This is a genomic window from Salinispora pacifica CNR114 (assembly GCF_000514775.1).
In the GTDB taxonomy this organism is placed as follows: Bacteria; Actinomycetota; Actinomycetes; order Mycobacteriales; family Micromonosporaceae; genus Micromonospora; species Micromonospora pacifica.
Genome location: NZ_AZWO01000004.1, coordinates 64,071 through 90,179 on the forward strand (window position 1 = coordinate 64,071; position 26,109 = coordinate 90,179).

A 26,109-nucleotide genomic window follows, 5' to 3' on the forward strand; every position below is an offset into this window, starting at 1 on the left:
TGAGCCGGGCCCGCCGCGCTCCCCACCACCGCAGTGGGTCACCTGCGCGGCAGACGGCAGCTGGGAGTCAGCTCACTGGCCCGACGTGGCCAGAACGGGCTCCGCGGCGAACGCCGCGACCGGGCCGACCACGAAGACCGCCGGAGGACCCACGCCCGCCCGAGCCGCCACCACGGCGATCTCGTCCAGGCGCGCCGGCAACGAACGCTGCCCCGGGTGGCCGGCGTCCTGAACGACGAGGGCGGGGGTGTCCGGGGCACGCCCGTGCGCGATCAGCGCCACGGCTACGGCGCTGATCGTCTCCACCCCCATCAGCACCACCAGGGTGCCCCGGGCCTGGCCCAGCGCCGCCCAGTCAACCAGCGAGTCCGGATGCCCCGGTGGTAGGTGCCCGGAGACGACCGTGAACTCGTGCGCCGTCCCGCGATGGGTGACCGGCACCCCGGCCAGGGCCGCCGCGGCCACCGCGCTGGTCACCCCCGGCACCACGGTCACCGGGACCCCGGCCGCCGCGCAGGCCAACACCTCCTCGTGCCCGCGTCCGAAGACGTACGGGTCGCCGCCCTTGAGCCGGACCACCCGCCGCCCGGCGCGGGCGTGCCGGACCAGTGTCGTGTTGATGGCGTCCTGCCCGACGGACGGCCCCCGGGGTGACTTCGCCGCGTCCACCACCTGCACCCCCGGGCGTAGTCCGGCGAGCAGATCCTGCGGGGCGAGTCGATCCACCACCACCACGTCGGCGGCCGCCAGCAACGCCCGACCCCGGACGGTGATCAGGTCTGCTGGGCCCGGTCCGCCGCCAACGATCGCCACCGCACCCGGCCGCAGCACGGGCTCGGGGTGCTGGTGCTGGTGCTGGTGCTTCTGCCCGCCCACCGGGTCGTCCGGGTGGTCGTGCGGGGTCTGCGGCCGACCCACCTTGTCGACGAAGCCCGGCATCGACACCCGGTACGCACAGGTGTCGCAGTTCATCCGGATGTCGCCCCGCACCGCCTCGGCGTGGCGTTCCAGCACCAGCTCGGCGAGGGCGTCGCAGTCACCGATCAGGTCCGCCACCCGCAGGTCCAGCCCCGGATGCGCGGCGGCGTACTCCCGGGACTGGGCCCGAATGCGATCCGGTAGCACCCCGGCGAACAGGAAGTACGGAGCGACGACGATCCGCCGCGCTCCCAGCCGGCGCAGCCGATCCAGGACCGCCGGCACGGACGGCTCGGCGAGCGAGATGAAGCCCGGCTCAACGCCCGCGTAGCCCCGGCCCTCCCACAACAACCGGGCCACCTTGGCGACCTCGGCGTTCGCGTCCGGGTCGGTGGAGCCACGCCCGATCAACGCCACCCAGGTATCGGCCCGCTCCGCGCCGGCCAGCGCGGCGTCAATCCGCTCCTGGAGAGCGGTGTGCAGCAACGGGTGCGGGCCAAGCGGTCGGCCGTAGGCGTAACGCAGGCCGGGGTGGCGCTGCTGTTCCCGAGCCAGCGCCGCCGGGATGTCGCCCTTGCCGTGCCCGGCCGCGGTCAACACCAGCGGTAGCGCCACCAGTGCCCGGTGCCCCCGGCCGGCGAGCGCGCCGACCGCATCGGTCAGGGGCGGACGGGACAACTCGATGAAGCCACCCTCGACGTCTCCGACCGTGGCGCCGGCCCGGGTGCGGACCCGTTCGACCAGCGCGGCGAACTGCGCCACCCCCTCGGCGCTACGGGTGCCGTGCCCGACGATGACCAGTGCGGTCACTCTTCCCCCTCCACATAGAGCAGGGCGTTGAGGGCGGCGGCGGCCACCGCCGACCCGCCCTTCTCGCCCCGGTTCGAAATGCCCGGCAGACCGCTGATCCGGAGCGCGGCCTTCGACTCCGCGGCCCCGACGAAGCCCACCGGCAGGCCGACCACCAGGGCCGGCCGAGCGTCCAGGGCGAGCAGTTCGGTCAGCGCGGTGGGCGCGCAGCCGACCACCCACACCGCACCGGGCCCCACCCGGCCCAGCGCGATCCGCACCGCGGCGGCCGAGCGGGTGATCCCGGCCCGCCGGGCCAGCGCGGCGGTGCCCGCCTCGGCAACCGGGCAGACCGTCGCCCGGCCGGTGATCCCGGCGGCAACCATCGCCACATCGGCCACGATCGGGGCGCCGGACCGGAGTGCGGCCAGCCCACCGGCCAGCGCGGTCTCGTCACAGACCAGATCCGTCACGTAGCTCAGGTCCGCGCTGGCGTGTACCACCCGCTCGGTGACCGCGCGGGTCAACGGCGACAGGTGCCGAAGGTCAACCCGCTCCCGCAGAATCCGATACGACTCGACCTCGATCGGATGCACCGGCCGGCTCATCCGTCCGCCCGCGCAGGTGCGGGGTTGACCGGGGTGATGACCATCGGCTCCTCCAGGGGTCGCGGGCCGGCGGTGCGGATGGCGCCGACCGGGCAGATCTCCAGACATTCCAGGCAGCCAGTGCAACGGTCGGCCCGGATCACGAGGCCGCCGGGCACCGGCCGGATGGCGTGCGTGGGGCAGGTCAGCAGGCAGGCACCGCAGCCCTGACAGGCGTCAACGAATACCGGTGCGGGGCCGGTCACGTCCGCCACCGGTAGCCCCGCGGGGTGACCATCCGGCCGGCAACCCGGCGCGTCTGGCTACTGCCCACGACCACGACGCTGTACATGTCGACGATCGCCGGATCGAGAGTCTCCAGGGTGGCCAGATGCACCCGCTGCCCAGCTCGGCTGGCGTTCCGCACCACCCCGACGGGTGTGTCCGGCGGTCGGTGCTCCGCGAGGAGCCGCAGCGCCGCCGGCAACTGCCAGTCCCGGTTCCGGCTACGCGGGTTGTAGAGCACCGCGACGAAGTCCCCCTGCGCCGCGGCGGTCACCCGACGGGCGATGACCTCCCACGGGGTGTGCAGGTCGGAGAGGCTCAGGTAGGCGTGGTCGTGCCCCAGCGGCGCCCCGAGCAGGGCCGCCGCCGCGAGGGCGGCGGTCACCCCGGGCACGCCGACCACATCGACCCGCTCGTCGGCGTACTCCAGGGCAGGGCTCGCCATCGCGTACACCCCGGCGTCGCCGGATCCGACCAGGGCGACGGCCTGGCCGGCGGTGGCCTCGGCGACGGCGGACCGGGCCCGCTCCTCCTCGGCGCCGAGCCCGCTGGCGAGCACCCGGGTCCCCGGGCGCAACAGGTCGCGGATCTGATCCAGGTACTGGTCCAAACCGACCACGACGGCGGACCGCCGTAGCTCGGTCACCGCCCGGGGGGTACGCAGTTCGGCCGCACCGGGTCCGAGGCCGACCAGGGCGAGCCGGCCACGCGGCGCATGCCGGGCGACGGCGACGGTCGCCATCGCGGTCGCGGTCTTCGGCACCAGCAGTTCGGCGTCCCCGCCGAGCAACGCCGCGGCCTCCGCGACGCTCGGCGTGCCGACTGCGGCGCGAACCACCTCGCTGGGGTTGGGCACCGCCACCGCCGCCAGCTCCGCGGCGGACCAGGTCCTCAGGGGTATCCGCAGCGCGTCGGCGGTGGTGCGGATACCGTCCTCATCGGCCTTGATGTCGGCGCTGGCCAGACCGCGCAGGCTCGCCGCGCTGAGGCCCGCGGCGGCGAGCACCCGATCCAGCAGGGCACGCACCTCGGCGGCGGGCACGCCGCGGCTCGCCCCGACCCCGGCGACCAGGGAGGGGGGCCGGAGCACGGCGGTCCGCCCATCCAGGGGCACGATCCGGTCGGTGACCAGCACCCGATAGCCCACCGCGGGAGCGCCGGCGGGGCCGGCCGGGGCGACCTGGACGTTGGTTGGCAGTGCCGGCAGTGGCCAGGGCGCGTCGGCGACCACCGTGACCGGCTCGCCGTCCAGGATCGCCCGGCTCACCGCGGCGATCGCCCCCTCGACCGGCCAGCCCAGGGTGTCCAGGCCAGGCAGGTCGACCGCGTCGGTGGCGGTGGTGACCACCGGCGCCGCGTCGAGTAGCGCCCCGACCTCGGCCGCGAGGGCGTTGGCGCCGCCGGCGTGCCCACCGAGCAGGGCCACCGCGTGCCGGGCCGCCTCGTCCACTGTCACCACCGCCGGATCGCGGCGCTTGTCGTCGAGCAGCGGCGCCAAGAGGCGGACCACCGCGCCGGTGGCCAGGAACGCGACGATCTGGTCGCACTCCGACCAGGCGGCCCGGAGTCCGGCGGCGGCGCTCTCCGCCTCCAGCAGCCGGGCGTGCGGCCAGGCATCGGCGAGGACCCGGGCGTGCCGGCGCCCCGCCGCGGTGACCGCGACCAGCCCGATCCGGCCCGACCGTGCCTCGGTGCATTCGACGTGCTTCACAGAAACTCCCCGGTGAGGACGACCACCGGATTGGTGGCCGCGAGACGGATCGACCCGCCGGGCAGGTCGGCGAGGCGAGCGGCGGAGAGTTGGACACCGTTGACCGTGTAGCCGGCGGCTCGCAGCACGTCCCGGGCCGGGGCGACCCGGTCCAACGCGGCGAGCGCGACGAGTACCCGCGCCGGGCGGCGGGCCGTCACCGCGGCGAGCACCCCGGTGCCGCCCCCGCCGACGAAGGCCGCGTCGGCGTCGGGGAGCCCGGCCAGGACGTCCGGGGCGGCACCGTGGACCACCCGTACGTCCACACCGTGCCGAGCAGCGTTGTCGTGAACCAGGTCCACGGCGGCCGGGTCCCGTTCCACCGCGACGACCGCCGCGCCGAGCAGGGCACACTCGATGCCCACCGAGCCGCTGCCGGCACCCACGTCCCACACCAGCCGGCCGAGCCGGGGCCGCAGCCCGGCCACGACCAGCGCCCGCACCTCCGCCTTGGTGATCATCGAAGCGCGGTGCCGGTACGCCCCCTCGGGCAGCGCCCACCCAGCGGCCGGGGCAGCGGCCGGTTGGTTGTCCACCCGGGCCACTCCGCCCGGCCCGGGACCGAGGCTCAGCAGCACATGCGGATCAGTCCAGCTGCCAGCCGCCGCCTCCGCCGGGGTCGTCCAGGTGATCCGTTCGGCGTCGGTGCCGAGGTGCTCGGCCACCACCAGCCGACGTGACCAGCCCACCAGGCCGGCACCGAGTTCCGCGGCCCCCGCACCCGGCGCGGTGAGCACCGCGACCCGGGGCAGCGCCCGGCAGGCGTTGAGCGCCGCTCGGGCATCCCGGCCATGGGCGCTGACCACGGCCGCGCCGTCCCAGGAGAGCCCGGCCCGGGCGAACGCGGCGGCGACGCTGGACACCGCCGGTAACACCCGCACCGGCAGCCCGGCCGCCCGCAGCCGGCGCACGATCCCGAAGCAGCCCGGATCACCGCTGGCGAGGACGACGGCCGGGGTGCCGGTGGCAACCGCGGTGGTAAGCCGTTCCAGGGCCGGCGGCAACGGACCGAGCACGACCGTCTCCGCGCCGGCCGGCACCGGCACGGCCGCCAGGTGCCGGGCGGCACCGACCACGAGCCCCGCCCGCGCCAGCTCGGCGGCGAGGGCCGGGTGCGCCGGGTTACCGGCGGCGTCCACACCGGCCACCGTCACCACCGTCGCCCCGACACCGGCACCACCGACGACGGAGGTGCCGGGGCCCGCAACACCGGTGTCCCGCCGACCCACACCCGGCGTACCGGTCACCGGGCCCACCGCCCGCTGGCGGCCACGCATCGCCGCCCGGCGAAGTCCACCATCGCCACGTCAACGGCGAGGGCGTCCCCGGCGAAGCGTCGCAGCACCGCGCCGACCCGATGGCAGAGCAGGTCACCGGCGGGGCCGAGCAGGCCGGCGGCCTCCCACAACTCGTACGCGTGCCGGCCGGTGTTGGCGGCGGTGACGGCGGCGGCCAACTCAGCGGTGCCGCCCGCCTCGACCGTCACCGCGCCGAGAAGCGACAGGTCCACCCTGGAGCGGGTGTAGTGGGTCATCAGCACCCCGGCGGCGAGCTTGGCCAGCTTGCCGGCCATCCCGACGAAGGCCACCCCGGACAGTCCGTGGGTAACGGCGGCGGTGACCGCCGCACCGGTGAAGTCACCCACCTCCACGAAGCACACCTCGGGCAGCTCCGGCAGCAGCTCCCGGGCGGCCCGCTCGGTCCGCCCACCCGTGCACAGCACCACCGTCGACTCTCCCTGCGCAGCCGCCACCTGTACGGCCTGCACGACGCTGGCCCGCCAGGACGCGGTGGAGAAGGGCCTGACCACGCCGGTCGTGCCGAGGATCGAGATGCCGCCGAGGATCCCGAGCCGGCGGTTCGTGGTCTTCCGGGCCATGATCTCGCCGCGCGGGACGCTGATCACCACCCGGACGCCGAGGACGGCCAGGTCGACCAACTCGGCGACCGCCGCGCCGATCATCTGGCGCGGGGTGTCGTTGATCGCCGGCCCGCCGACCGGCAGTCCCAGCCCCGGCTTGGTCACCGTACCCACCCCGGGCCCACCCGCCAGGGTCAGTCCGGGAACCTGCCGCCAGCCGACCGTGGCGGTCAGCTCGGCGCCGTGGGTGACGTCCGGGTCGTCGCCGGCGTCCTTGACCACCACCGCCTCGGCGCCGCCAGCCGTACGGTCGCAGCGGGCCACCGGGAAGCACACCCGCCGCCCGGCCGGCAGTCCGATCTCGACCTCCTCCGGTGACACCCCGGTGACCAGGGCGGTCAGCGCGGCCTTCGTCGCGGCTGTCGCGCAGGCGCCGGTGGTCCAGCCGGTGCGCAGCGCCACGGGCCGGACCTTCGCGGTACGCGGCAGGTCCGGCTCGCGCAGGGGCGGCAGGTCGTACGCCATCAGGTCGGCCGGTCCGCCCGAGCGGTGACCTCCCGGCGAAGGGCGGCCCGCGCGGCCGGCTCCGCCCGCCGGTGACCGTGGAAGTGCCCCGGATGGTAGAGATGCGAACGGGTACCGGCGGCCGCCAGCGCCGGCCCGACCAGGATGAGGGTGTGCTTCCAGAGCCGGTGTTCCCTGACCGTCGCCGCTAGGGTGCCGACGGTGCAGTGCGCCACCAGCTCGTCCGGCCAGGTCGCCTGATACGCCACGACCGCCGGGGTGTCGGCCGAATACCCCCCGGCGAGCAGCTCGGCCTGCACCTGGCCGGAGCGGGCCGCGGAGAGGAACAACGCCATGGTGGTGCCGTGCCGGGCGAACTCGCGGACCCGCTCCCCCGGCGGCATCGGCGTCTTCCCACCCTCCAGGCGGGTGAGGATGACCGACTGCGCGACCTCGGGTACGGTCAGCTCCCGCCCGATCCGGGCGGCGACCGCGGAAAACGCGGAGACCCCCGGCACGATCTCCACGGCCAGCCCGAGCGCCCGGCACAGGTCGAGCTGCTCCTGCACCGCGCCCCACAGCGAAGGGTCGCCCGAGTGGATCCGGGCCACGGTCAACCCGTCGGCGGCGGCCCGCCGATACAGGGGCAGCACCCCCTCCATCGGCAATCGCGACGAGTCGACGATCTCGGCGTCCGGTCGGGCGTGGGCCAGCACGTCGGCGTGGACCAAACTGGCCGCCCAGACCACCACATCGGCGGCGGCGATCACCCGAGCCGCGCGCAGGGTCAACAGATCCGCCGCGCCGGGTCCCGCACCCACGAACCAGACGGTGCCGCTCACAGTTTCCCCCCTCGGCGGTCCCGGCGGGCCGGGACCAGCAGTGTCGACAGGTACGGCGGGTCGTCGCCCGCCTCGGCGGCCGGACCGACGCGGTCGCCGGCCAAGCCCAGCCCGCTACCCAGCACCGCCTCGGTGAGTCGACCCTGCCGGCGGAGTTCGGCCAGCAACTCCGGGTGCCGCCGCCACCCCTTGTAGGCGACGACCGTGCCCGGCCCGGCGACCGCGTCGGCGAAGAGCGCCAGCCCGGCGGTGGCCGGCAGCAGGGTCAGCGGCTCTCGCCCCTCGCAGAGTGGAACTCCGCTTCTGGCGGCGAGCTCCTGCATGGCCGTGATCCCGGGGACGGTGTGCACGGCGACCGCCGGCCGCAGCTCGCGGAGGGTCTGCGCGAGATAGCCGAAGGTGGAGTAGACGTTGGGGTCGCCGATGGTGGCGAAGGCCAGAGCTCGGGCCCCGTCGTCCACCGCGGTGGCGACCGCCTGCGCGGCGGCGTTCCACGCGCTCTCTCGCCGTCGGGTCACCCCGCCCCGGTCGTCCAGGGCGAACGGCAGCCGGCGCAGCCGCTCCGGCGGTAGGTACGGGGCGATCGTGGTCTCGGCCCGGCCGGGGGCCGCGGCGCCCGCCGGCCGGTCCAGCACGGGTACGAAGACCACGTCAGCCTCACGCAGCACCCGTACCGCGCGCACGGTGAGTAGCTCCGGGTCGCCGGGGCCCACCCCGACCCCGGTCAGCGTCACGGTCATCGAGTCGCCGCCGCTACCAGCCGCTGGGCCGCTCGGGGCTGCCCGGCCCAGTGGGTGTGCAGGTACGAGGCGTGGATCCGGCCGGCGACGAAGCCGTGCGCGGCCCCGTCCCAGCGCCACGCCGGCTGCTCACCGTGACCGGGATCGGTGCCGGTGCGGTGGAACTCGTGCCCGCGGACCAGGTCCCCGGCGGCGTGCGGCACCGAGTCGGCGGCGGCGACGGCCGCCCGGTAGCCGAGGGTGAGCCGTCCGGTCATTCGAGCCGTCAGGTCGAGTCGGCCGCACATCGGCACCCCGTCCAGTTCGCGTCCCAGGTAGAGCAGACCCGCGCACTCGGCCACCACCGGCCCGTCGAAGGCGGCCAGATCGGCGCGCAGCCCGGTGTTGGCGGCAAGCGCCTCCACGTACACCTCGGGAAAGCCGCCGCCGACGACCACGGCCCGGGTACCGGCGGGCAGCGCCTCGTCGCGCAGCGGATCGAACGGCACAACGGTGGCGCCGGCGGCCGTGAGCAGCTCGGTCGTCTCGGCGTAGCCGAAGGTGAAGGCCGGGCCACCGGCGACGGCGACCACCGGCCGGTCGGGCCCGGCCGGGCCGCCGACGGCGGCGGCCGGGTCCCAGGGCAACGCGGTCAGTGGCGGGGCGCTGCGGGCCAACTCCAGCACCGCGTCGAGGTCCACGGTGGCTGCCACCAGGTCGGCCAACGCGTCAACCACGGCGATCGACTCGGCGGCCCGCTCCGCGACCGGCACCAGGCCCAGGTGACGGGCGGGGGCGGCGACCTCGGCGGCCCGGGTGACCGCGCCCAGCACCGGTACGCCGACCTCGGCCAGGGCCTCGCGCAGCAGCGACTCGTGCCGGGGCGAGCCGACCCGGTTGAGCACCACCCCGCCGATTCGCACCGCCGGGTCGAAGGCGCTCATTCCGAGGGCCAGGGCGGCGGCGCTGCGCCCCTGGGCGGTGGTGTCGAGCACCAGCAGCACGGGCGCGGCGACGAGCCGGGCGACGTGGGCGGTGGAGGCGTACCCGCGGCGGCCGACGGCGCCGTCGTGCAGCCCCATCACCCCCTCGATCACCGCGATGTCGGCGGGGCGGGGCACGGCCGCGCCGTGCCGCAGCAGACCGGCGATCCGCTCCTCCCCCACCAGCCACGGGTCGAGGTTGCGGCCGGGCCGGCCGGCGGCGAGGGCGTGGTAGCCGGGGTCGATGTAGTCCGGGCCGACCTTGTGTGGACTGACCAGGTGGCCCCGACGACGCAGCGCGGCGAGCAGCCCGGTGGCGATCGTGGTCTTGCCGTGGCCGCTGGCCGGTGCGGCGACCACCACCCGCGGCAGGGACCAGGGGGCGTTCACCATTCGATGCCCTTCTGGCCCTTCTGGCCGGCGTCCATCGGATGCTTCACCTTGGTCAGCTCGGCAACCAGGTCGGCGGCGGCCACCAGGCGCGGGTCGGCGTCCCGACCGGTGATGACGACGTGCTGAAAGCCGGGTCGGGTGGTGAGGGTGTCGACCACCTCGGCGACGTCCACCCAGCCCCACTTCATCGGGTAGGTGAACTCGTCGAGCACGTAGAGGCCGTACCGCTGGGCGGTCAGGTCGCGCTGGATCTGCCGCCACCCCTCGCGGGCGTCGGCGGCGTGGTCGGCCGTACCGTCGCGCTGGATCCAGGACCAGCCCTCACCCATCTTGTGCCAGCTCACCGGGGCACCCTGGCCGGTCTGCTCGTGTACCTCGCCGAGGGCGCGGAACGCGCTCTCCTCGCCCACCCGCCACTTGGCGCTCTTGACGAACTGGAACACCCCGATCGGCAGTCCCGCGGTCCAGGCCCGCAGCGCGAGGCCGAAGGCGGCGGTGGACTTCCCCTTCATCGATCCGGTGTGGACGATCAGCAACGGGCGGTTCCGCCGCTGCCGGGTCGTGAGCCCGTCGGCCGGCACCTGCGTCGGTTTGCCCTGCGGCATCAGCGCACGCTCCGCTCCGCGGCGAAGCCGGCGGTCGCCAACGCCGCCAACGGGGCGGTCGTCACGGTGGGCAGGGGGTGGTGGGCGGCGGCCAGCTGGGTGGCCAGGCGGCGGGCCAGGGCGAGTCGGACGGGGCCGGACTCGCAGTCCACGACGACACAGGGGGCGCCGGTCGCGCGCAGCACCGCCGCCGCCCGCGCCGCGCGGGGCAACGGGTCGGCGCCGGCGGTGGCCCGACCATCGGTCAGGACCAGGGTCAACGGTTGCCGGCGGGGATCCCGCAGGCGCTCCACCCGCAGCAGCTCGGCGGCGGCGAGCAGGCCCTCCGCGAGCGGGGTACGCCCACCGGTGGGCAGCTCGGCCAGCCGGGTGGAGGCGGCGAGCACCGAGGCGGTGGCCGGCAGCAGGACCTGCGCGCCAGCACCGCGGAAGGCGACCACCGCCACCTTGTCGCGGCGCTGGTAGGCGTCGGTGAGCAGGGCGAGCACCGCGCCCTTGACGGCACTCATCCGCTGCCGGGCACCCATCGAACCGCTGGCGTCCACCACGAAGAGCACCAGGTTGCCCGCCCGCCCCTCCCGAACGGCCTCCCGTACGTCAGCCGGGTGGATCCGCAGCGGTCCACCGGCCCGTCCCCGGGCGACCTGGTGCCCGGCGGCGGTCCGGATCGTCGCCGGCAGGTGCAGCGCGCCGAGGCGGCCGGCCGGCACCCGGGCGCCGGTGGTGCGACCGCGCCCGGTCCGCGCCCGCGACCGCCGGCCCGGCACCCCCTCGCTGATGCCCGGCACGGTGAACAACCGCGCCCGGAGCCCGAGCTGCGGGGCGGCCACCGGGTGCGGGACCCCGCCCGGGTGCGCGTCCCGGCTCGGATGCGCGGACGGGGACGCACCGTCCTCGGGGACCGCGGGTCGGTCCGGATCGGACGGCTCAGCCGCGGAGCCGGTGCCGCCATCGGGGTGGATGCCCGCCGTGGAGCCGGTGTCCGGCTCGGTCCCGGTGTCGCCGGCCGGGTCGCCCGCACCACCGGGACCGGTGCCCCCGCCCGGACCGCCGTCCGGTGTGGTGCCGCCCCCCGGACCGCCGTCGGGACCGGCGTCATCCCCCGGATCACGGCCCGGACCGGTGCTGTCGTCCGGGTCGTCGGGATGCTCCTCCTGCGCCCGGTTCAGCGCCTCGTCCAGGCGTTGTTCGTCCAGTCCCGGCGGGTCGAACGGATCCCGGCGGCGGCGGTGCGGCAGGGCGAGGCGGGCAGCCACCCGAACGTCCTCCGCGCTCACCCGGTCCCGACGCTGCCAGGCGGCGTGCGCCACGGCGGTCCGGGCGATGACGATGTCGGCCCGCATCCCGTCCACGTCGAACGCCGCGCAGACCTCGGCGATCTGCCGCAGGGCCGCGTCGGTCAACACCACCCGGTCCAGCCGGGCGCGGGCCTCGGCCACCCGCCCGGCGACCGCCGCGTCCTCCCCCGCCCAGCGGGCGGCGAAGCCGGCGGGGTCCGCGTCGGCATCGAGCCGGCGACGCACCACCTCCACCCGTACGGCCGGGTCGCGGCTGGCCGTCACCTCGACGGTCAGCCCGAACCGGTCGAGGAATTGCGGACGCAGCTCCCCCTCCTCCGGGTTCATCGTGCCGACCAGCAGGAACCGGGCCGCGTGGCGGACCGACACGCCCTCCCGCTCAACGTGGCAGCGCCCCATCGCGGCGGCGTCCAACAGCAGGTCGACCAGATGGTCGTGGAGCAGGTTCACCTCGTCGACATAGAGCACCCCCCGGTGGGCGGCGGCGAGCAGGCCGGGCTCGTAGGCGCGGACTCCGTCGGCGATTACCCGCTCCAGGTCGAGCGAGCCGACCACCCGGTCCTCGGCGGCGCCGACCGGCAGTTCGACCAACGCGGCCGGGCGACGTTCGGTCGCCGGCACCGCCGGGTGGGGCCCGTCCGGGCAGCCGGGATCAGGCGTCTGCGGATCGCAGGCGAACCGGCAGTCGGCGACCCGAACCACCGGCGGCAGCAGCGCGGCGAGGGCGCGCACCGCGGTCGACTTGGCGGTGCCCTTCTCGCCCCGCACCAGCACCCCGCCGATCGCCGGGTTGACCGCGTTCAGCAGCAGCGCCAGGCGCATGTCGGCCATGCCGAGTACGGCCGAGAACGGGTAGTTCGCCCCGGGCGCCTCCGGCCGCGGCAGCCGTGCAACCCGCAGGCCCGGTTCACTCGTCGTGCTCATCCGCGCTCCTCCAGATCGCCCTCGCTGGCCAGATACGTCTCCCGGAGGCGGTCCAGGGTGCTCGGCTCCGGCTTTGCCCACAGCCCCCGGTCGGCGGCCTCCAGCAGCCGTTCGGTCATGCCCCGCAGCGCCCACGGGTTGGACCGCTCCAGGAACTCCCGGGTCTCGGCGTCGAACAGGTACGCCTCGGCGAGCCGCTCGTACATCCAGTCGTCGACCACGCCCGCGGTGGCGTCGTAGCCGAACAGGTAGTCGACGGTGGCCGCCAGCTCGAAGGCGCCCTTGTAGCCGTGCCGGCGCATCGCCGCGACCCACCTCGGGTTGACCACCCGGGCCCGGAACACCCGGCGGGTCTCCTCGCTGAGGGTGCGGGTCCGCACGTCGTGCGGCATCGCCGAGTCGCCGACGTACGCGGCCGGGGCGGCACCGGTGAGGTGCCGGACCATCGCCACCATCCCGCCGTGGTACTGGAAGTAGTCGTCGGAGTCGACGATGTCGTGCTCCCGGGTGTCCTGGTTCTTCACCGCCACGGCGATCCGCGCGAAGGCGCGTTCCATGTCGGTGCGGGCCTCCCGGCCGTCCAGCCCCCGTCCGTACGCGTAGCCGCCCCACACCGCGTACACCTCGGCCAGGTCTGCGTCGCTGCGCCAGTTCCGGGCGTCGATCAGCGGAAGCAGCCCGGCCCCGTACGCGCCCGGCTTCGACCCGAAGATCCGCGCGGTGGCCCGGCGCTCGTCGCCGTGCCCGGCGAGGTCCTCGGCCACGTGCGCCCGGAGGTGGTTGTCCGAGGCCGACTCGTCCAGCGCGGCCACCTGTCGTACCGCGTCGTCCATGAGCGCCACCACGTGCGGAAAGGCGTCCCGGAAGAAGCCGGAGATGCGGACGGTCACATCGATGCGGGGGCGACCCAACTCGGCCAGGGGCACCACCTCGACCCCGGTCACCCGCCGGGACCGGTCGTCCCAGGTGGGTCGACAGCCGAGCAACGCGAGTACCTCGGCGATGTCGTCGCCCTGCGTGCGCATGGCGCTGGTGCCCCACACGGTGAGCCCGACCGAGCGCGGGTACACCCCGGTGTCGGCGAGGTGCCGGCTCAGCAGCGAGTCGGCCAGGGCCACGCCGACGTCCCAGGCGTTGCGGCTGGGGATCGCCTTCGGGTCGACCGAGTAGAAGTTGCGACCGGTGGGCAGCACGTTGACCAGGCCCCGGGTGGGTGATCCGGACGGGCCGGGGGGCACGAACCGCCCGTTGAGGGCGGCGAGGGTGTGCGCCAGCTCGTCGGTGGTGCGCTCCAGCCGCGGCACCAGTTCGGTGGCGGCGAAGCGCAGCACCGCGGCGGCCTCCGGGATCGCCCGGCCGGTGACCTCGGAGACGACCTCCGGCGCCCGGTCGGGGGGCCAGCCGAGCGTCTCCATCCCGAGGGCGAGGCGCCGGGCCAGACCCTCGATCAGGTCGACGGCGTCGGCGGCGGTGCCGGCCGGCCCACCGGCCACGTCGGTCAGCGCGGCCGGCACCCGCACCCGGGCTCCGGGCGCGGCGAGCAGCACGGTTTCGTCCAGGCCGTAGCTGGCGGCGAGGGCCTGCCGCAGGCCGGGCAGGGCCCGGGTCCCGCCCCACACCTGTGGGGAGCGCAGCACGGCGAGCACCAGGTTGACCCGCGCCTCGCCGGCGGGTGCTTCGGCCAGCACGTGCAGGCCGTCGCGGATCTGCACGTCCTTGACCTCGCAGAGGTAACCGTCGAGGTGCAACACGAAGTCGTCGAAGTCGTCGGCGGCCGGCATCTCCGACTGGTGCAGGTCGTGGTGCAGCTCCGCGGTGCGCACCAGCTCCCAGATCTGTCCCCGTACGACGGGCACCTTCGCCGGGTCGAGCGCCTGCACGGTGGCGTACTCGTCGAGTAGCTGCTCCAGCTTCGCCAGGTCCCCGTACGTCTCGGCGCGGGCCATCGGCGGCACCAGATGGTCGACGACGACCGCGTGCGCGCGGCGCTTGGCCTGCGTCCCCTCCCCCGGGTCGTTGACGATGAACGGGTACACCAACGGCAGGTCGCCGAGGACCGCGTCTGGGGCGCAGTCGGCGGCCAGCCCGAGGCCCTTGCCCGGTAGCCACTCCAGGGTGCCGTGCTTGCCCAGGTGCACCACGGCGTCCACGCCGAAGCCCCCCGCCGCGGCGGGGGCGGCCAGCCACCGGTACGCGGCCAGGTAGTGGTGACTCGGGGGCAGGTCCGGGTCGTGGTAGATGGCGATCGGGTTCTCCCCGAAGCCGCGGGGCGGCTGGATCAGCAGGACCACGTTGCCGAACCGGAGGCCGGCCAGGACGAGGTCGCCGCCGTCGGTGTACAGCTCCCCCGGTGGCTCCCCCCAGTGGCTGATCATGGCGCCGCGCAGCGGCGCGGGCACCTGGTCGAACCACCGCCGATACGTCTCCCGCGGTACCCGCGCGCTGGCGGTGCCGAGCTGCTCGGGGGTGAGCCACTCGACGTCGTGGCCGCCGGCGGCGATGAGGGCGTGGATGAGGGCGTCCCCGTCGTCCGGGACGGGCGTCGCGCCGAGGTCGTAGCCGGCGGCGGCGAGCGCGGCGAGCAGCCGCACCGCGCTGGCCGGGGTGTCCAGGCCGACGGCGTTGCCGACCCGGGAGTGCTTCGTCGGGTACGAGCTGAGCACCACCGCCACCCGTTTGTCGGCGTTCGGCAGGTGCCGCAGCCGGGCGTGCCGGACGGCGATTCCGGCCACCCGGGCGGCGCGCTCCGGGTCCGGCGCGTAGACCGACAGCCCGTCGGCGTCGAGCTGTTTGAACGAGAACGGCACGGCGACGATCCGCCCGTCGAACTCGGGGATCGCCACCTGCATCGCCGCGTCCAACGGGGACAATCCGGCGTCGCTGTCGGCCCACTGCTCCCGCGTACTGGTGAGGCAGAGCGCCTGGATAACCGGCAGGTCGAGGGCGGCGAGCGCACCCACGTCCCAGGCGTCCTCGTCGCCACCGCCGGCCGCCTCGGTGGCCACGGTGCCCCCGGCGGCGAGCACGGTGACCAGCAGCGCGTCGCAGCGGGCGAAGAGTTCCAGTGGGCCCGTGCCGGCGGTCAGGCCGCGCAGCGAGCCGCAGAAGATCGGCGCCGCGTTGCCGCCCGCGGCCTCCACGGCGTCGGCGAGCGTGTCCACGAAGGCGGTGTTGCCGGCGAGCGCGTGCGCCCGGTAGAAGACGATCCCGACGGTCGGCCGGTCCGGGTCGGCCGACCGTGCACCGTGCGTCCCGTACGCCGGGGTCGGGGTGGGGGGCGTGAACCCCTCCCCGGTGAGCAGCACCGTGTCGGAGAGGAACCGGGCCAGCTGCGCCAGGTTCTCCGGGCCCCCCTCGACCAGGTAGGACAGGGCTTGGGTGGTGACACCGGAGGGCACGGTGGAGGCGGCGGTCAGCTCGGCGTCGGGGACGCTCTCCCCGCCCAGCACCACCGTCGGCACGCCCGAGGCGAGGATCGCGGCCAGTCCGTCCGGCCAAGCGGCCCGGCCACCGAGCAGGCGTACGACGGCCAGGTCCACGCCGTCGAGCAGTTCCGGGACGCTGTCAACGGCCACCCGGGTCGGGTTGGCCAGGCGATAGTCGGCCCCGCTGGCCCGCGCGGCGAGCAGGTCGGTGTCGGCAGTGGAGAGCAGCAGAATGCGCACGGCAAACTCCGGAGAGTGACGCCCGCACGGAGGGGCGGACGATCAGCGAGACGGGAGATGATTCGGCTTCACGGGCGCCACCTCGGACCACCCGACTGGGTGGCCGACGGGGGCGCGCGTCAGGCAGCGATCAACCGCGGGCAGCGGGGTCGAGAACGGCGGCACCGAGCACGGCAGCGGGGCCAGTCGCGGCAGCGCCAGGCCGCGGACCGGTCGCGGACCTGCCGCCGCCCGCCAGATTGGTACGACAGCTGTCGATGGGTGGGACGCTACGCGTCATCGGGTCCTCCTCGGGTATCCACGCCCTGGGGTGCACCGACGGCCGAAGTATCCTGGCTCCCGGATCGATGCTCACCCCGGCCTTCCAACCGTGCGACGCACGGTCGTGGCTCCACAAGGAGGATCACTCCCCGGTGACAGTGGCGGGACCGCGCCGGATTCACACCGGCTTCCTTCACTGCCGTCCGGCCGCGAACTCTGCCACACCAGTACGTCCGGGTCAACGAAACGAGAGGAGCCCAGCGGTCAACCGGTCCCGGAGCCACGGCCCCGGAGGGCACGGGGGCTACCGAAGGCGCCGCTCCGGGTGGGCCCGGTTCCAGGCGCGCATCCGCTCCGGGTAGCCCATCTTGGCCGCTTCGTACAGCGGCAGGGCCAGTCGGCGGGCGAGGGACGCAGCAACCCGTGGCGACCCGGTACGGCGGCGGATCCACTCGCCGTCGTGCGCGATCGCCACCACCGTCGTGTCCGTCGCCGTCGTCTCCGGCTCCAGGTAGAACTCGACCCCGGTCCGGCTGGCGGCGAACTGCTCCAGCGCCACCAGGTCCGCGCGGGTGCCCTCCCGGTCGAGCTTCGTCGGCACCCCGTCAGCTTCCCAGGTACGCGACCGCTTCCGACTGAACCAGCCCATGCCGCTCCTCCTTGCATCTCCGGTGCCGCCGGCCTCCAGTGCACCACCCTTGGCTGAGCGCCGTCTGTACGCCCCCTGATGACGCGCTGAGGATGCACCGCCGGCCGGTGGTGCAGCAAGCCCGCGGGGAGGCATCGGCCGGCTCACCGCCCCGGGGGCGACGGGAGTGAGGCGTGCGTCACCGCGAGCACGAGCCGGTCCCAGGAGTGGGTCAGACTACGACCGGTGAGCTCGGTGAGCCGGCGGAGCCGATGGCGCATGGTCTGCGGGTGCAGTCCGACCGCGGTCGCGGCCTCGATCGCCGACCCGTGGGTGAGGTACGCGTGCAGCCCTTCGAGCAGGTGGGCGTTGGCGGGGGTGAGCACCGGCCCGAGGACCGCGGCGTGCAGTGCGGCACGGTCGACGGGAGGCGTGCCGTGCAGTACCGCGACGGTGAGCGCGTCGCCACGGTCGAGCACGGTCCGGCGGGCGAACGCCGCCACGGGTGCGTGCTTCAGCGCGGAAACCGCAGCCCGGTAGTCCTGCGGCAGGGTCGCCGGGGAAGCTCCGCTGATCAGACAGGCCCGCCAACCGCCCGCGGCCACGGCCGTCACGACCTCGGACCGATCGTGCTCGTCCGGGAGCAGCAGGACACCGGCGCCGGCCCGCACCGTGCTCAACAGCGCACCGGTACTCAGGTCGACCGGGCCGTGGTCCGCGCCGACGGCTGGCGACGCAACGAGCGTGGCGACGCGGGCCGGGTGGGTTTCCGGGCTCTTCGGGTCACCCACGGCGAGGAGGAGGCCGAAGCTGGCGGGAACGCGGACGTTGAGCTGCTCGGTACGGTCGGCGAGGGCACCGGGCGAGGTCTGGCGACCGGCGAGCAGATCGTGCAGGAACTCGTCGATCAGTCGACGCCGGTCGGTGATCAACTCGGCGGCCTTGTGCTGATAGCCGTTGGCCAACGCCTCGGACAACTCGTCGAGCGCGGCGACCAGGGCCTGCACCAGCGCGGCGAGGTCGGCGACCGTCAGCCCGGGCGGGGCATGCTCGGCGACAGCGTCGGTGATGATGGCCGCCGCGACGCGATAGGCGCGCAGCACCGCCAGCAGCGGCCGACCGTCGGTGGCGCGGGTGGCGCCGATGCCCCGAAAGCGGCTGATGTCCCGGGTGGTGAGCCGAGTGCCGTCCACCCACATCTCGGTGAGCCGGGTGACGGCCCACTGGGCGATGGCCGTGACCTCCCGCAGTTGGGCGTCGCTGAGTTCGCGGTAGATCGGGACCTGGTCGACGACCGCGCCGACCATCTCGTCCACGAGGGTCGAGCTACGCTCGGTGAGCATCCGATGTACGACCAGCCGTTCCGCGAGGCCCACCCCGGTCACCGCCCCTCGCGCTGCCAGCCGGCCCGACCGCCCCCCGGACCGCGCGGGTTGACAATACTCATGCTCACCTAGTGCGGAAGTGGTGGCGTCAACCGGTTGGCTGCGGCACGGTGGGGCAACCCCCGGCGCCGCCCCGCTCCCCGCGATCGGCCCGGAAGCGGGTCAATGCCCGCTCGCACCGATAGGAGGCAGCCGTGGAAGCTGACGTCGTCGTGGTAGGAGCTGGTCTGGCCGGGCTGGTCGCCGCCGCCGAGGCAGCAGACCTCGGCCGGAGCGTCCTCCTCGTTGACCAGGAGGGGGAGCAGAACCTGGGCGGGCAGGCCTTCTGGAGCCTGGGCGGACTGTTCCTGGTTGACAGCCCCGAGCAGCGGCGGATGGGCGTTCGGGACTCCCTCGAGCTGGCCCGGCAGGACTGGTTCGGCAGCGCCCAGTTCGACCGCGACGAGGACCGGTGGCCGCGCGCCTGGGCCGAGGCGTACCTGGAGTTCGCCGCCGGAGAGAAGCGGTCCTGGCTGCGGCAGTACGGGCATCGCTTCTTCCCGGTGGTCGGCTGGGCCGAACGCGGCGACGGCCGGCCCGGTGGGCACGGCAACTCGGTTCCGCGGTTCCACATCACCTGGGGCACCGGCCCCGGCGTGGTGGAGCCGTTCGAGCGACGGGTACGGGCGCACGTCGACACCGGGCGGATCCGGTTCGCGTTCCGCCACCAGGTTGACGGGCTGCTGGTGGAGGCCGGTGCGGTGGTCGGGGTGTACGGCAGCCGGCTGGAGCCGGCCACGGCCGAGCGGGGCCGGCCGAGCAGCCGCACCGTGGTCGGCGAGTTCCGGGCCCGGGCCCAGGCCGTCATCGTCACCAGCGGCGGCATAGGCGGCAACCACGACCTGATCCGCCGGGCGTGGCCGGCACGGCTCGGCAGTCCACCGAAGCGGATGGTGGCCGGAGTGCCGGCCCACGTGGACGGCCGGATGCTGGGCATCGCCGAGGAGGCCGGCGCCAACATCATCAACCCGGACCGGATGTGGCACTACGTCGAAGGGCTACGAAACTGGGATCCGATCTGGGAGAACCACGGAATTCGCATCCTGCCCGGCCCCTCCTCACTCTGGCTGGACGCCGCCGGCAACCGGCTGCCGGCTCCGTACTTCCCCGGCTTCGACACCCTCGGCACCCTGCGCCACCTGCGCCACAGCGGCTACGACTACTCCTGGTTTCTGCTCACCCAGAAAATCATCGAGAAGGAGTTCGCGCTCTCCGGCTCCGAACAGAACCCGGACCTGACCGGCAAGGATCTGAAACTGCTGCTGTCCCGGGTACGGGCCGGTGCTCCCGGGCCGGTCGAGGCGTTCAAGCGGCACGGCGAGGACTTCGTCGTCGCGGACACCCTCGACGACCTCGTCACCGGGATGAACCGCATCGCCGACCCGGACGTGCCGGCGATCGAAGTCGCCCGGATCCGCGCGCTCGTCACCGAACGGGACCGGCAGCTCACCAACACCTTCTGCAAGGACGCCCAGGTCAAGGCGATCCGCTCCGCCCGCAACTACCGCGGTGACCGGCTCCTGCGGGTCGCCGCGCCGCATCGCCTCCTGGACCCGAAGGCTGGGCCGTTGATCGCCGTACGGCTCAACGTCCTCTCCCGCAAGACCCTCGGTGGGCTGGAGACCGACCTGGACGGTCGCTGCCGGACCCGCGACGGCGACGCCTTTCCCGGCCTCTACGCCGCCGGTGAGGTGGCCGGGTTCGGTGGTGGCGGCATGATGGGCTACAACGCCCTGGAGGGCTCCTTCCTCGGCGGCTGCCTCTTCTCCGGCCGGGTCGCCGGCCGCGCCGCCGCCCGCCAGCTCAGCTGACCGGCGGGGCCAGGCGGGGCCGCCGTAGCGGCAGCCGCAAGGTTCGGATCAACCACGCCTCCCAACGAAGTCCATTGCGGATACGCAAGGACCATCCGAGCGTCCGCTGTCCCCGCCGGGACGGTCAGCGAGGAGGGCGGGTCACCGGCAGCAACGCCAGCGACGGCAGTAGCAGGACCGGCACGACCAGCAGGGCGTGCAGCGTCCCGACCCGGTCGCCGATCAGGCCCAGCAGCGGTGGTCCGGCGAGGAAGGCGGTGTAGCCGATCACGGCCACCACGCTGACCCGGGCCGCGGCGTGCTCCTCCACGTTGGCCGCAGCGCTCATCCCCACCGGAAAGCTGAGGGAAACGCCGAGGCCCCACAGCGCCACACCGGCGACCGCAACCGGTCCGGAACCGGCCAGCACCGCCACGCTCACGCCGACCACGGCGAGCAGGATCGTGGTGCCGAGCACGGGCACCCGGCCCCAGCGGTCCAGGGCGAGGGTGCCGACGGTCCGTCCTACGGTCATGCCGATCACGAACACGCCGTAGACGGCGGCTCCGGCCGCCTCGGTGACGCCGTAGCCATCAACGAACGCGACCGCGACCCAGTCGGTGGCGACCCCTTCACTGAACGCTGCTACCAGCACAAACAGGCCGATCAGCAGGGTCCGTGGTTCCCGCCAGGCGGCCAGCACCGCCCGGCGCCGGGCCGCCGGGGAGCCCCCGTCGGCATCCGGCGCCGGCTCGGCGAACGGCAGGAACACCCGGGTGCCGGACACCGTGCCGAGCAGCACCGCCGCGCCAACGAGCGGCAGGTGGACCGCCAACGCCAACCCCACCTCAGCGGCCACCGCACCGAGGCCAGCCCCCGCCACCGAGCCCAGGCTCCACGCCGCGTGAAACCGCGGCATCACCGTACGACCGAGCCGCCGCTCAACCGCGGCACCCTCGATGTTCATCGCGACATCACAGGTACCGGTGCCGTAGCCAAGGATGACCAGACCCACCGCCACCCCGGGCAGCCAGCCCGCCGTGCTCGCGCTGACGCCGGCGATCCCCAAGCCCACGGCGACCAACAGGGTCGCCACCGCCACCGTCCGGGCGGTGCCCAGTCGCTGGGCGACCAGACCGGAGGTGGGCATCGCCAGTACCGCTCCCGCCGACATCGCGAGCAACAGCAGCCCGAGCCGACCGGCGGTGAGGTCAAGCGCCTCCCGGACCGCCGGCACCCGGGCGAACCAGGACCCGATGGCGAGGCCGTTGAGGGCGAACACCACCGCGACACCGGTACGGGCGGTGCGCACCAACCGGTGTGCGGCGGTAGTCGCGGCCGGGGCTGTGACGCTGCTCACCACGGGTTCCTTTCGCTTCAGTACTGGGCCTGGCTGCACGAGCACACCCCTGAGAACGTTCTCAGTGCAAACCGAAAATGCCCGCAGGTCACCGCCGTCGAGGCGAGCAATAATGTCCGGACGACAAACGTCGCCCCGGCGACGGGAACGGGGGACCACGATGCCGGCACCGCAGCGCGCGCCGACCCTGGCGGATGTGGCTCGGGTGGCCGACGTCTCCCGGGCCACCGCCTCCCGAGTGCTCGCCAACAACGGGTACGCCGCGGCCCATACCCGCGACCGGGTCACCGCCGCCGCCGAGAAGCTCGGCTACGTGCCGGACCCGGCCGCCCGCGCCCTGGTACGGGGCACCGGTGTGCGGCTGGTCACGGTGGTCCACGGCACCTCGCCCCGGGTGCTCGAGGATCCGTACGTCGACCAGGTTGTCGGCGCCGCCGCCCGGGCGTGCGCCCCGCACGGCGTCGGGGTGGCCCTGCACTGGCTGCCGACCCGCGACCTCGCCCAGCTGCGGCAGCTCGGCGAGCAGCGCGGGGTGAGCGGGTTGATCCTGGTCAACACCACGCCCGCGGTCCTGGCCGCGGTGCCGCCCACGCTGCGCGGCCGGGTCGCCTCGCTCGGCGTCGGCTCCCCCGTGGTGGCCTCCTTCGACATCGACAACGGTGGCGGCACCACAGCGCTGGTGGAGCACCTGTACGCGACGGGCCGCCGCCGCATCGCCATGATCAGTGGTTCTCGCTGGCTACCCTGCGCCGGCCGCTCGGTACGCGCCTACCGGGGAGTGCTGCGCGCGGCGGGGCTGCCGCCCCGGCTGGTTCGGGGTGACTTCACCGCGGGCCGAGGGCGTGCCGCCGCCCGGGAGGTGCTGGCCCGCTGGCCAGACACCGACGCGATCGTCGGCGCCAGCGACGTGACCTCGTTCGGCGTGATCAGCGGGCTCCTGCGCGATGGCGTCCAGGTCCCGGGGGACATCGCGGTGACCGGCTTCGACGACACCCCGCTGGCCGCCATTACCAACCCCTCGCTCACCACCTCCACCCATCCGGTGGCCGGAATCGCGACAGCGGCCGTGACCGCCGTGCTCAACGGCAGCGCGGTCCTACCGCCAACGCTCTTTCCGTCCCGCCCGGTGCACCGGATGAGCGGCTGACGCGACGTGCCTCCGCGGAACAGGTCCCGGTTTTCCACCTTTCACCCAGAAGGACGTTACGATGACAGGCACTCCAGCCGACCCGGGTGTCCTACATCCGATGCCCGAACAGCCACGTCTGGTGCTGCTGAAGCCACTGATCACCTCGCCACTGATCGAAGTCGGAGAGTTCACCTACTACGACGACCCGGACGATGCGACAGCTTTCGAGGTTCGCAACGTTCTCTATCACTACGGGCCGGAGCGGCTGGTGATCGGGAAATTCTGCGCGTTGGGCGAGGGCGTACGGTTCATCATGAACGGCGCCAATCACCGCATGGACGGGCCCTCGACCTTCCCGTTTCCGATCATGGGTGGCTCCTGGAGCGAACACTTTGACCTCATCACCAACCTGCCCGGGCGAGGAGACACGGTGGTTGGTAACGACGTGTGGTTCGGTTACCGCACCATGGTGATGCCCGGCGTCCGCATCGGCAGCGGGGCGATCGTTGCTTCTGGATCTGTCGTCGTTGACGATGTCCCCGAATACAGCATCGTCGGCGGCAACCCGGCCCGGGTGATCCGCCGCCGCTTCCCCGAAGAAGAGGTTGCCCGCCTGATGGCGCTTGCCTGGTGGGACTGGCCGTTACCACACATCACCGATCACATTCGCACGATCATGTCCGGCAGCATTGACGCCCTGGAGACCGTGGCACCGCCAAGGGGCTGACGAGTCTTATCCATCGGAAATCAGCAGTTCGGGGCCGCCGCGGGGACGACTCATTCGTCGTTCGCGACGGACCGGGGTGCTTCCGGTTTTCTCGCTGTCGAGCTGCCCCATGAGAAGGGGCGCGACGCGGGCACGACGCTACTTCGGTTAGTCGGTTCCGGCGACGAGCTGATGATCCGCATCGCCACAGCGACGACATTTGTTAATCAATCATGGAGTTCACGAGGAGGGCGGGTGGCGGGCACCAACGCGACCGACAACAACAGCAAAATTGGTACCACCAGTAGGGCGTGCAGTGTCCCGACCCGGTCGCCGATCAGGCCAAGCAAAGGTGGGTCGGCGAGGAACGCGGTGTAGCCGATCGCGGCGACCACGCTGACCCGCGCCGGGGCGCGCTCCTCCTCGTCGGCCGCCGCACTCATCCCCACCGGAAAACTGAGCGAGCCGCCGAGGCCCCACAACGCCACGCCGACCGCCGCCACCGGCTCGGATTCAGCCAGCACCGCCACACTCACCCCGACCACCGCGAGCAGGATCGCACCGGTGAGCACCGGCACTCGCCCCCACCGGTCCAGGGCGAGGGTGCCGGCGGTCCGGCCAGTGGTCATGCCGACTACGAACATTCCGAACACGACCGCTCCGGCCGCCTCGCTGACGCCGTACCCATCCACGAACGCGATCGCGACCCAGTCGGTGGCGCTCCCCTCACTGAACGCCGCGACCAACACAAACAGGCCGATCAGCAGGGTCCGCGGCTCCCGCCAGGCCGCCAACAGTGAACGATGGCGGGTCGCCGGGGATACCTTGCCACCGGCCGATGTCGTCTCGGCAGCCGGCAGGAACCCTCGAGCGCCGAAGACCATCCCGACCAGCACCGCCACGCCGACCAGCGGCAAGTGGAAAGCCAACACCAGCCCCGCCTCAGCGGCCACCGCACCGAGCCCCGCCCCCGCCACCGAACCCAGACTCCACGCCGCGTGAAACCGCGGCATCACCGTACGACCGAGCCGCCGCTCAACCGCGGCACCCTCAATGTTCATCGCGACATCACAGGTACCGGTGCCGTAGCCAAAGACAAACAGGCCCACCGCCACCCCGGGCAGCCAGCCGACAGCGCTCGCACAGACCCCGGTTACCAGCAGTCCGACCGAGAGCGTCAGCGCCGCCACCACCACCGTCCGAGCGGTGCCCAGCCGCTGGACGACCAGACCAGAGACGGGCATCGCCACCACCGCGCCGACCGACATCGCGAGCAACAGCAGCCCGAGCCGGCCCGCGGAGAGATCAAGCGCCTCCCGGACCGCCGGCACCCGGGCAAACCAGGAACCGATAACGAAGCCATTGAGGGCGAACACCACCACGACACCAGTGCGGGCAGCCAGCACCGACCGAGCGGCGGCCGGGGCGACGACGCTACTCACGACTGGATCCTCTCGCTCGAGCGGTGGCGCTGGGGCCGGGCCGCACGGGCACACCCCCGAGCAACATTCTCAACACGCACCGAATTTCCCCGCACCGGCTCCCGCGCAGTCAGCCGAGCGCCGATCGGCACGCCGCGCCGCTGCCGCCCCACTGGCCCGGTCCTTGTTAACGTGAGTACGCGGCGACACCGCACCTGCCGGCACTCCCCTCGTATCTGGCACCGACCGCACCACCCTTCGACCCGGCGGACCGGTTGACGGACGAGGGAGGCGACATGGCCGACGGCCCGCCGACGGAGGCGCCCCCGCCGCCGGTAGCTTCCGATCCGGATCAGCATCGCCCGGCCGCTCCGGACGCCACGCGCCCTGGCCGCTGGGCCCGGCTGGTGCGGGCGTGCCGACGGAGCACGACACGGCTGGCAGCCGGAGCGCGGCGAGTAGCCGCCCGGTTGGCACCGGCGACCCGTCGGTTCGCCGCCCAGCTGACATCAGCGGGCCGGCGACTCGCCGCCCGGTTGGCACCGGCCACCCGGCGGCTGTGGCGGTGGCTGCTCACGCTGGCCCGTACGGTCGACACGGCCGCCAAGCAGGGGCCGGCCCCACCCCCACCGCAGGACCCGATCGAGCGGCGCGAGCCGGTCGGGCCGATCACCGTCTTCGCCCGGGGTTACGTCTTCACCTTCACCATCCGCGCCGACCTCACCTGGTGTTCGCAGGGGCTGCGACCGGATCAGCTGGCCTGGTACGCCCACTACTTTCTGCCACCGGCCACCCAGCGGCTAACCAGCATCGCCGCCGATCTCGCCCGTACCGTCGCACCGCACCGGGCCGGCGAGTTGGAGGCGCAGCTGCAGCGGAAGCTCGCCGGGCAGGAGCCGTGGTCGTTCGCACGCGGCGGTCAGACGGTCACCTGCCGGCCCGAGGCGTGGGTGCAACTCGACGAGCGGGTCCGCCAAGCCCTTCAGCCCTACTGGGAACGGGTGATCGCGCTGGACTGCCGACACGAGGAGTTGCTACGGCGCGCCCGCTACGCCGAGCAGCTCAACCGACGCTGGTCGGCGATCCTCGACGGCCTGCCCGACGCCGACGTCCCGGAGGCGGTCCGTGAGGGGCTGGCCCGCGCCCGGGAGCGAACCCTCTCCGAGCAGCGGGCCGCCGCGCGGTGGAGCGGTGAACTGCTACGCCAACGCCACACCGGCTCGGAGTCCGAAACGGAGCCGGAGGTATCCGGCTGACGTCCCGGATC

20 protein-coding genes and 1 riboswitch are annotated in these 26,109 nt (G+C 73.9%); of the genes, 4 read left to right on the forward strand and 16 right to left on the reverse strand.

Translation table 11 applies throughout. The features are described 5' to 3' along the window. Positions 1–72 precede the first annotated feature (72 nt). The 14 genes from cobA to B118_RS0102545 form a co-directional block, all read right to left on the reverse strand. A complete protein-coding gene (gene cobA / locus B118_RS0102480; protein ID WP_028192320.1) occupies positions 73–1,728 on the reverse strand; it encodes a uroporphyrinogen-III C-methyltransferase in 1,656 nt (551 codons plus the stop codon). Beyond that, on the reverse strand, positions 1,725–2,315 hold the full coding sequence (locus B118_RS0102485; protein WP_018810590.1) for a precorrin-8X methylmutase: 591 nt from the start codon (positions 2,313–2,315) through the stop codon (positions 1,725–1,727). Before B118_RS0102485 ends, cobA begins: the two co-directional genes overlap by 4 nt. Then, a complete protein-coding gene (locus B118_RS0102490; protein WP_018810589.1) occupies positions 2,312–2,569 on the reverse strand; it encodes a DUF362 domain-containing protein in 258 nt (85 codons plus the stop codon). The genes B118_RS0102485 and B118_RS0102490 overlap by 4 nt, the downstream gene beginning before the upstream one ends. Continuing rightward, positions 2,557–4,290, reverse strand: coding sequence for a precorrin-3B C(17)-methyltransferase (cobJ, locus tag B118_RS0102495; protein WP_018810588.1), 1,734 nt, complete (start codon positions 4,288–4,290; stop codon positions 2,557–2,559). The genes B118_RS0102490 and cobJ overlap by 13 nt, the downstream gene beginning before the upstream one ends. Beyond that, positions 4,287–5,606 (reverse strand): bifunctional cobalt-precorrin-7 (C(5))-methyltransferase/cobalt-precorrin-6B (C(15))-methyltransferase, encoded by a 1,320-nt coding sequence (locus tag B118_RS0102500; protein ID WP_028187877.1) that lies wholly within the window; start codon positions 5,604–5,606, stop codon positions 4,287–4,289. The genes cobJ and B118_RS0102500 overlap by 4 nt, the downstream gene beginning before the upstream one ends. Next, entirely contained in the window at positions 5,573–6,715 is a 1,143-nt protein-coding gene (locus B118_RS0102505) for a cobalt-precorrin-5B (C(1))-methyltransferase (RefSeq protein ID WP_018219487.1), read from the reverse strand. The genes B118_RS0102500 and B118_RS0102505 overlap by 34 nt, the downstream gene beginning before the upstream one ends. After that, a complete protein-coding gene (gene cobM, locus B118_RS0102510; protein WP_018810585.1) occupies positions 6,715–7,536 on the reverse strand; it encodes a precorrin-4 C(11)-methyltransferase in 822 nt (273 codons plus the stop codon). Before cobM ends, B118_RS0102505 begins: the two co-directional genes overlap by 1 nt. After that, complete coding sequence (gene cobI, locus B118_RS0102515) at positions 7,533–8,276, reverse strand: precorrin-2 C(20)-methyltransferase (RefSeq protein ID WP_018219485.1); 744 nt, start codon at positions 8,274–8,276, stop codon at positions 7,533–7,535. The genes cobM and cobI overlap by 4 nt, the downstream gene beginning before the upstream one ends. Beyond that, positions 8,273–9,631, reverse strand: coding sequence for a cobyrinic acid a,c-diamide synthase CobB (locus tag B118_RS0102520; protein ID WP_018810584.1), 1,359 nt, complete (start codon positions 9,629–9,631; stop codon positions 8,273–8,275). Before B118_RS0102520 ends, cobI begins: the two co-directional genes overlap by 4 nt. Further along, positions 9,625–10,236 carry a cob(I)yrinic acid a,c-diamide adenosyltransferase gene (cobO, locus tag B118_RS0102525; RefSeq protein ID WP_018810583.1) on the reverse strand — a complete coding sequence of 204 codons (612 nt, stop codon included), beginning with the start codon at positions 10,234–10,236 and terminating at the stop codon, positions 9,625–9,627. The genes B118_RS0102520 and cobO overlap by 7 nt, the downstream gene beginning before the upstream one ends. Next, the gene (locus B118_RS0102530) at positions 10,236–12,458 is read right to left on the reverse strand and encodes a VWA domain-containing protein (RefSeq protein WP_028192321.1); all 2,223 of its coding nucleotides are present in this window, start codon (positions 12,456–12,458) and stop codon (positions 10,236–10,238) included. The genes cobO and B118_RS0102530 overlap by 1 nt, the downstream gene beginning before the upstream one ends. Then, a complete protein-coding gene (gene cobN, locus B118_RS0102535; protein WP_028192322.1) occupies positions 12,455–16,123 on the reverse strand; it encodes a cobaltochelatase subunit CobN in 3,669 nt (1,222 codons plus the stop codon). Before cobN ends, B118_RS0102530 begins: the two co-directional genes overlap by 4 nt. Before the next feature lie 325 nt (positions 16,124–16,448). Next, positions 16,449–16,578, reverse strand: a riboswitch (cobalamin riboswitch). A gap of 110 nt (positions 16,579–16,688) precedes the next feature. After that, complete coding sequence (locus tag B118_RS0102540) at positions 16,689–17,033, reverse strand: hypothetical protein (protein WP_028192323.1); 345 nt, start codon at positions 17,031–17,033, stop codon at positions 16,689–16,691. Positions 17,034–17,176: 143 nt separating this feature from the next. Then, positions 17,177–18,397 (reverse strand): PucR family transcriptional regulator, encoded by a 1,221-nt coding sequence (locus B118_RS0102545; protein WP_050592773.1) that lies wholly within the window; start codon positions 18,395–18,397, stop codon positions 17,177–17,179. Between the two features lie 194 nt (positions 18,398–18,591). Here B118_RS0102545 and B118_RS0102550 point away from each other — a divergent pair, with 194 nt between their 5' ends. Continuing rightward, positions 18,592–20,247 (forward strand): FAD-binding dehydrogenase, encoded by a 1,656-nt coding sequence (locus B118_RS0102550; protein ID WP_028192325.1) that lies wholly within the window; start codon positions 18,592–18,594, stop codon positions 20,245–20,247. Between the two features lie 124 nt (positions 20,248–20,371). Here the strand turns inward: B118_RS0102550 and B118_RS0102555 are convergent, their stop codons facing one another. Further along, positions 20,372–21,586, reverse strand: a complete 1,215-nt coding sequence (locus B118_RS0102555; RefSeq protein WP_028192326.1) for an MFS transporter — start codon at positions 21,584–21,586, stop codon at positions 20,372–20,374. A gap of 160 nt (positions 21,587–21,746) precedes the next feature. On the opposite strand from B118_RS0102555, the gene B118_RS0102560 reads away from it, so the two are divergent. Continuing rightward, positions 21,747–22,733, forward strand: coding sequence for a LacI family DNA-binding transcriptional regulator (locus tag B118_RS0102560; protein ID WP_018827204.1), 987 nt, complete (start codon positions 21,747–21,749; stop codon positions 22,731–22,733). Between the two features lie 61 nt (positions 22,734–22,794). Then, entirely contained in the window at positions 22,795–23,442 is a 648-nt protein-coding gene (locus B118_RS0102565; protein ID WP_018219475.1) for a CatB-related O-acetyltransferase, read from the forward strand. Between the two features lie 206 nt (positions 23,443–23,648). On the opposite strand, the gene B118_RS0102570 is transcribed toward B118_RS0102565, so the two are convergent. Continuing rightward, complete coding sequence (locus tag B118_RS0102570; protein ID WP_018810575.1) at positions 23,649–24,863, reverse strand: MFS transporter; 1,215 nt, start codon at positions 24,861–24,863, stop codon at positions 23,649–23,651. A gap of 275 nt (positions 24,864–25,138) precedes the next feature. On the opposite strand from B118_RS0102570, the gene B118_RS0102575 reads away from it, so the two are divergent. Continuing rightward, positions 25,139–26,098, forward strand: a complete 960-nt coding sequence (locus tag B118_RS0102575; RefSeq protein ID WP_018810574.1) for a hypothetical protein — start codon at positions 25,139–25,141, stop codon at positions 26,096–26,098. Positions 26,099–26,109: the final 11 nt, after the last annotated feature.